Source organism: Kitasatospora sp. NPDC058190 (assembly GCF_042883685.1).
GTDB lineage: Bacteria > Actinomycetota > Actinomycetes > Streptomycetales > Streptomycetaceae > Kitasatospora.
Map to the genome: position 1 here is coordinate 1 of NZ_JBHVVI010000285.1, position 1,942 is coordinate 1,942.

Sequence of the window (1,942 nt, forward strand, 5' to 3'; positions counted from 1 at the left end):
CGGTCAAACCGTGCTGCTCGGCGGCGAGTTCGGCGCGGACGAGTTCCAGCAGCCGCCCGGTCCAGTTGCGTCCGGATCGGTCGTGCTGGCTCCAGTAGCGGGAGTCCATGCCGGTGTAGAGGATGGTGGCGTCGCCGGTCCCCGCCAGGACCCGTGCCAGGTCGGGGTGTTGGGCGAACTTCGGGCCGCCGGTGGGCGGCCCTCCGGCGGGCCGCCGTGAGGCCGCCGCCTGAGGCGTCCGTCGTCCGGCACCCCGTCGTCCGGCACCCCGTCACCCGGCACCCCCTCACCCGTCGGGGGCAGCCGCCCCGGGGGTGACGAGGGCCGGGCACCGGCCGGTCAGAACCAGTGCAGGCAGTGCGGGGCGCGCTCGGCGCTGAACAGGGCGTCGGCGAGGGCGGCCGCGCCCGGGCGGTGGGCCCGGATGTGTCCGGCCCGCACGAGCGTGCTCGGGGCGGTGCCGCCGAGGTAGATCGAGCCCAGGTCGCGCACGTCCAGGGACAGGTCGGGCTCCCGGTCCGTCGGGACGCACTCGGCCTTGCCGTCCCGGACGGTCAGCAGGTAGCGGTCGTGCTCGCCGAGGAACGGGTCGTCGACGTCGAGGACGAGCTCGCCGTCGCCGAACCAGCCGCGCGTGGTGAGCGCGCGCGGGACGTCCAGCAGCCGCACCCAGAGCCAGTCGGTGGCGAAGCCCACCTCGGCGGCGCGGAAGTCCGCGAGCTGCCAGCGCAGCGGGTGCCCGGGCGGGAAGTGCTTGAAGACCACCTTGGCGACCAGGTCGTGCTGGAGCAGGAACCGGGCCAGGGCCGTGGTGACGGTGTCGTCGTCGGCGATGGTCTCGTCGACGTTCAGGGTCTCGCCGTCGAGCGCGTAGCTGGCGTACCCGTCCGGGATGCCGTCGGCGTCCCGGTGGACGGCGACGTAGCGCGGCGCCGGGGCGATCGGGGGCTGCCCCGCGCCCAGGGCCCACCAGCGGTGCGGCCGGGACAGTGCACCGGGCTGGGTGCGGCGGTACCGGTCGTAGACCTGCTCCAGGATCTCGCCGCACTCGGCGCGGCGGAGCACCTCGACCGAACCGGTGTCCGCGCTGCCGGCCCGCGGGGCGGCGAGGGCGGCCTGGCGGCGCGGCACCGTCAGCCGCCCGGTGTACGTCGCCGGGCCGTAGCCGAACCTGCCGTAGATCAGGGTCTCGGAGGCCAGCAGCACGGAGAGGAACTCCCCGCGGGCCCGCAGCTCGGTGAGCTGATGCCGCATCATCGCGGTGAGCACGCCCTGGCGCCGGTGCGAGGGCAGGACGCCGACGGCGGTCACCCCGGGCGCCGAAGCGAGGATCCCGCCGGGCAGGGTGAGTTCGAAGGAGTACGAGCCGGCGGTGCCGACCGGCCGCCCCTCCGCCGTCACGGCGAGCAGGTTGCGGTCCATCTCGGTCGCCGCCCACCAGACTCCGCCGCCGTCCTCGGACGGGGTTTCCGGGAAGCGCCCGAACGCGGCATGGAGGGTTTCGACGAAGACGTCGAGGTCCTGCTCGGTCGTGGAACGGATCTGCATCGCTACCGCTGCCTCCCCTGGGATAGCGGCACCACGTGGTGCCCGGCCATACCTCAGCATCGACCCGTGGACGGGGCAAACGAATTACGGCCGGTCACCACACGGCCCCTGGAGGCGATCCGTACCAGGACGCCCAACGCGTGGTACGCGCGAGCGGACACCGCACCCGACGAGTAGACGCAGTGCCAAGGAACTGTCGACGCAGCGCCAACACGGCCGGGCCGTGGCCTGACATCCTCCCGGAGGAACACAACGGCGCCCACGCCGCCGTCCACCTCCGCCCCGGATCGGACCGGTCCGACCCGGGGCGGAGGACCGGAACGGGCCGGTGGCCCCGCACGGCACGGGGGGGCGGGCCGGGCCCCCCCCCCCGACCGGGGTTGCGGTCGGCGGT

At 74.7% G+C, this 1,942-nt stretch carries 1 protein-coding gene; it reads right to left on the minus strand.

The window, feature by feature from the left end:
- Positions 1 to 339: 339 nt before the first annotated feature.
- Positions 340 to 1,548 carry a GNAT family N-acetyltransferase gene (locus tag ACFVWU_RS44825; RefSeq protein ID WP_387632488.1) on the minus strand — a complete coding sequence of 403 codons (1,209 nt, stop codon included), beginning with the start codon at positions 1,546 to 1,548 and terminating at the stop codon, positions 340 to 342.
- Positions 1,549 to 1,942: the final 394 nt, after the last annotated feature.